Origin of the sequence: Sphingomonas sp. Ant H11 (assembly GCF_000797515.1) — a bacterium.
In the GTDB taxonomy this organism is placed as follows: Bacteria; Pseudomonadota; Alphaproteobacteria; order Sphingomonadales; family Sphingomonadaceae; genus Sphingomonas.
In genome coordinates, this window is sequence record NZ_JSBN01000172.1 from 1 (window position 1) to 4528 (window position 4528).

The 4528-nt window shown below is 67.4% G+C and carries 4 protein-coding genes and 1 pseudogene; 1 reads left to right on the forward strand and 4 read right to left on the reverse strand.

All coding sequences use genetic code 11. The annotated features are described in order from the left end of the window. Window positions 1-363: pseudogene (locus tag NW75_RS25450) on the forward strand (hypothetical protein); the annotation flags it as partial. On the opposite strand, the gene NW75_RS20855 reads toward NW75_RS25450, so the two are convergent. The 4 genes from NW75_RS20855 to NW75_RS20870 all read right to left on the reverse strand — a co-directional run. Then, window positions 360-875, reverse strand: coding sequence for a DUF1254 domain-containing protein (locus NW75_RS20855; RefSeq protein ID WP_033967325.1), 516 nt, complete (start codon window positions 873-875; stop codon window positions 360-362). The pseudogene NW75_RS25450 and the gene NW75_RS20855 sit on opposite strands and share 4 nt — an antisense overlap. Beyond that, window positions 875-1459, reverse strand: a complete 585-nt coding sequence (locus NW75_RS20860; protein ID WP_033967329.1) for a DUF1214 domain-containing protein — start codon at window positions 1457-1459, stop codon at window positions 875-877. The genes NW75_RS20855 and NW75_RS20860 overlap by 1 nt, the downstream gene beginning before the upstream one ends. A gap of 16 nt (window positions 1460-1475) precedes the next feature. Next, complete coding sequence (ppdK, locus tag NW75_RS20865) at window positions 1476-4160, reverse strand: pyruvate, phosphate dikinase (protein ID WP_033967326.1); 2685 nt, start codon at window positions 4158-4160, stop codon at window positions 1476-1478. Window positions 4161-4241: 81 nt separating this feature from the next. Next, window positions 4242-4528, reverse strand: a 287-nt coding sequence (locus NW75_RS20870; RefSeq protein WP_033967327.1) for a DALR anticodon-binding domain-containing protein, incomplete at its 5' end; no start/stop codon positions are given.

Below are 4528 nucleotides of genomic sequence, written 5' to 3' on the forward strand. Positions count from 1 at the left end.
TCGCCGTCGAGCCGTCACCGGTTCATCAGCCAGAACTGGAAGCCGAGCCGACCGAAATCGCGACGGGCAGCCCCGGACCCCGCCCCTACCGACCGTTTCGTCCCGAGCCCGCGCGATTCGCTGACGAGAATCCGCGGCATTGATGACGCGCTGCAGGCGCGCTTGTCCGATCTGGGAATCGTCCGCTTCGAGGATCTGGAAAAGCTGTCCGCGCAGGACGAGATGGCGCTGGAGCAACGGCTCTCCTTGCCCGTTGGCTATGTCGCGCGCGAGCAATGGCGGCCGCAGGCAGCCTTGCTGCGCGCGGGCCAAAATGCCGATCACGCGGCGCATTTCGCCGCAACCGAGCCAGCGCCGCTTTAACGCAGTTCGCACACCGTCGCCCGGCGCGCCGCATCCAGCCGGGGAAAGGCCGCACGATCGGCGACCAGAATCCGGATCAACGCGATCCCGCGGTCCCCAGCGACATCGACGCGCTGATAGCCTGTCGGCACCGAACGCCCAGCGTGGGTGATGGCAACCGCAAACGGCTTCCCCCCCGCCTGCCCACCATTGCGCACGAACACCGCATTGGTCCGCGAATCGAAGATCGACAGCGACCAATAGGGTGCCGCCACCGGCACCGCGTGGATCAGCAAAGACCCTCGCGAGATGTCATAGGGACAGGCCGAATAGGCCAGGTCCGGGCTGGGCCGCACGATCTGGCGGCTTGCCGCCGTAGCGAGCGGGCTGTGCGCGAAGCGGTTGAAGCCGCCAACCGCGACCCGCCGGATCGCCGTCGCCATCAACAGATCGGGCGCATAGGCGATCGCGCCATAGCCGGTGAGCGCCGCGACGAGTGCCCCGGCGACAAGGGGGCCGGTCCAGCGCGCCATCAGCAGGCCTCCCGCGTGATCTTGGGCAGGATGTCCGCGCCGGGATTCCCTCGGCCCCCATCGCTCGGCAAATAAGTGCGCAGGGTCAGTTCGACGCGCGCGATCCCGCCGCTTGGCAACCATTTCGCGGTTTCGGTTGGCGGCGGCGCGGTCGGGGCGAGCAGGATCGTCCAGCCCGCTTTGCCGCCATCGGGGAACGCCGCCCCCGCAACCGAATACCGTCCGGCGGCATTGGGGACGAGATAGCCGTCCGGGTCATACGCCGTCAGGCTCCACCACGCTGCGGGCAGCGCCGCGCCGGTGATGCGGTAGCGACACCGCCCCTCGATCCGCGCGCCCGCGCTGTCGCGGGCGGCGGTGTAATAGCGCGCCTCCTGCGCGGGCAAAGCGAGCAGGCCCTTCAACGCGACCACCGCGCGGGTATAGGGGTCGGCCGCCGCCGAGCCGAAGGTCTGCCCGGTCGTCCACGGCCCGATCGCCACATTGTTGCCGAGCGCCGCGCTGCGCAGGGCATAGACCGCACCGCCGAGCCCGAGCGCGACCCCGGCCACCGTGCCGATAAGATACCGCGCCCAAGCCCTCATGCGGATGCCCCCCACCTCATGCCGCTGGCTTTGCCGCAAGCGCGGCCTGCGCCGCTGCCAGTCGTGCGATCGGCACACGATACGGCGAGGCGCTGACATAATCGAGCCCCACCGTCTCGCAGAACGCGATCGACGCCGGATCGCCGCCATGTTCGCCGCAAATGCCGAGCTTGATGTCGGGCCGCGTCGCGCGACCACGCTCTGCCGCCATGCCGATCAACTGCCCAACGCCCTCGACATCGAGGCTGACGAACGGATCGCGCGCATAGATGCCGCGCTCGACATAGGTCGTCAGGAAGCGCGCGGCGTCGTCGCGGCTGACGCCCAACGTGGTCTGCGTCAGGTCGTTGGTGCCGAAGGAGAAGAATTCGCCCACTTCGGCAATCTCGCCCGCCATCAGGCAGGCGCGCGGCAGTTCGATCATCGTGCCGACATGATAGGTGATCGTCGTGCCGGTATCGGAGAACACCGCTTGCGCCGCCTTGTCGACCACCGTCTTCATCAATTCCAGCTCGCGGCGCGTGCCAACCAGCGGGATCATCACTTCGGGGATCGGTGCCGCGCCCGATTTCTGCGCAACCAGCACCGCCGCCTCGAAGATGGCGCGCGCCTGCATCTCGTAGATTTCGGGATAGGTGACGCCCAAACGGCAGCCGCGATGCCCCAGCATCGGGTTGAATTCGTGCAGGTCGGCCGCGCGCCGCTTGAGCTCGTCGACCGCGACACCCGCCGCCGCCGCGACATCGGCGAATTCGCTTTCCTCATGCGGCAGGAATTCGTGTAGCGGCGGATCGAGCAGGCGGATCGTCACCGGCAGGCCTGCCATCACCTCGAACAATTGCACGAAGTCGCTGCGCTGTTCGGGCAGCAATTTGTCGAGCGCGGCGCGGCGGCCCGCTTCATCCTCGGCCAGGATCATCTGGCGGACATTGGTGATGCGCTCGGCATCGAAGAACATATGTTCGGTGCGGCACAGGCCGATGCCCTCGGCACCGAAGTCGCGCGCGACCTTGGCGTCGAGCGGGGTCTCGGCATTGGCGCGCACGCGCAGGCGGCGCACGCCATCGGCCCACACCATCAGCGTCGCGAAATCGCCCGAAAGCTCGGGCTGCACGGTCGGCACTTCGCCCGCCATCACTTCGCCGGTGGTGCCGTCGATGGTGATGGTGTCGCCCGCATTGACCACGCGCGCGTCGGCCCCGAGACCGACACGCATCACGCCGGCCTTGGCATCGATCGCAATGCCGCCGGCACCGGAAACGCACGGACGCCCCATGCCGCGCGCCACCACCGCGGCGTGGCTGGTCATGCCGCCGCGCGCGGTGAGGATGCCCTTGGCGGCGTGCATGCCGTGAATGTCTTCCGGGCTGGTTTCGGTGCGGATCAGGATCACCGCCTCGCCTGCTGCCGCACGCTTCTCGGCGGTGTCGCTGTCGAACACGGCAAAGCCCGAGGCCGCGCCGGGCGAGGCCGGCAGGCCCTTGGTCAGCACGTCGCGCACCGCCTTGGGGTCGAGCGTCGGGTGCAGCAACTGGTCGAGCGCTGCCGGATCGACGCGCTCGACGGCCTCCTCGCGCGTGATCAGCCCTTCCTCGGCCATGTCGACCGCGATCTTGAGCGCGGCCTTGGCGGTGCGCTTGCCGTTGCGGGTCTGCAGCATCCACAGCTTGCCCTGCTGCACGGTGAATTCGATGTCCTGCATGTCGCGGTAATGCGTTTCGAGCAGGTCGAACACCTTGGCGAGTTCGGCGAACACCACCGGCATCGCCTCTTCCATCGACAGCGGCTTGGCGCCTGCCGCCTCGCGTGCGGCGGTGGTGAGATATTGCGGGGTGCGGATGCCGGCGACGACGTCCTCGCCCTGCGCATTGATCAGGAATTCGCCATAATAGGCGCGTGCGCCGATCGCCGGATCGCGCGTGAAGGCGACCCCCGTGGCCGAGGTGTCGCCCATATTGCCGAACACCATCGCCTGCACGTTGACGGCGGTGCCCCAGCTTGCCGGAATGTCGTTGAGGCGGCGATAGACCTTGGCGCGTTCCGACTGCCACGATCCGAAGACCGCGCCGACCGCGCCCCATAATTGATCGTGCACGTCCTGCGGGAAGGGCTTGCCCCAAAGCTTCTCGACCAGGCCCTTATATTCGGCGACGAGGCCGCGCAGGTCATCGGCGGTGAGATCGGTATCGAGGAAATAGCCGCGGTCTTCCTTGGCGATTTCCAGCGCTTCCTCGAATGCATCGTGGTCGAGTTCGAGCACCACGTCCGAATACATCTGGATGAAGCGGCGATAGCTGTCCCACGCGAAGCGCGCGTCGCCGCTGGTGGCGGCAAGGCCCTCGACGGTCTGGTCGTTGAGGCCGAGGTTGAGCACCGTGTCCATCATGCCGGGCATCGACGCGCGCGCGCCCGAGCGGACCGAGACGAGCAGCGGATCGGCGGCATCGCCGAAGCGCTTGCCGGTCACGCCTTCGATATGGGCGATGCCGGTGGCGACTTCGTCGCGCAGGCTTTGCGGGAATTGGCCGCCTTCGTCATAATAGACCGCGCAGAATTCGGTCGAGATGGTGAAGCCGGGCGGCACCGGCAGGCCGATCGCGGCCATCTCGGCAAGGTTCGCGCCCTTGCCCCCCAGGAGGTTGCGGTCCCCCTTGCCCCCGTCCGAAACACCGCCGCCGAACCGATACACGTATTGCGTCATGGGTCTTCCCTCTAAGTACCTGTATTCGCTGGGGAGGCGTTTGGAAGGTTAGGCTAAAGTTCAGGCAAAGTGCGCGTCCGTTCAGCCCTCGATCTTGGAAAAATCTGCAACATTGTGCACCGCAGCACGAACCCGATCAAGCAAGGCGAGCCGGGCGGCGCGCTTTTCGGGGTCAGGATCGTTGACGATCACGCCTTCGAAAAACGCATCGATCGGCGCACGCAGCGTGGCAAGGGCTGCCATCGCCGCTTCGAAATCCTCGCGCGCGACGGCCGCCGCAGCGGCGGGTTCGGCGGAGTCGAGCGCCCGCGCGAGCGCGGCCTCTGCCGGTTCCTTCTCCCTCTCCCCTTCAGGGGAGAGGGAGAAGA

What these genes read in the sequence shown, in the direction of transcription:
- NW75_RS20855 (WP_033967325.1), bottom strand. Translation starts at nt 875, where the DNA reads ATGGCGCGCTGGACCGGCCCCCTTGTCGCCGGGGCACTCGTCGCGGCG.
- ppdK (WP_033967326.1), bottom strand. Translation starts at nt 4,160, where the DNA reads ATGACGCAATACGTGTATCGGTTCGGCGGCGGTGTTTCGGACGGGGGC.
- NW75_RS20860 (WP_033967329.1), bottom strand. Translation starts at nt 1,459, where the DNA reads ATGAGGGCTTGGGCGCGGTATCTTATCGGCACGGTGGCCGGGGTCGCG.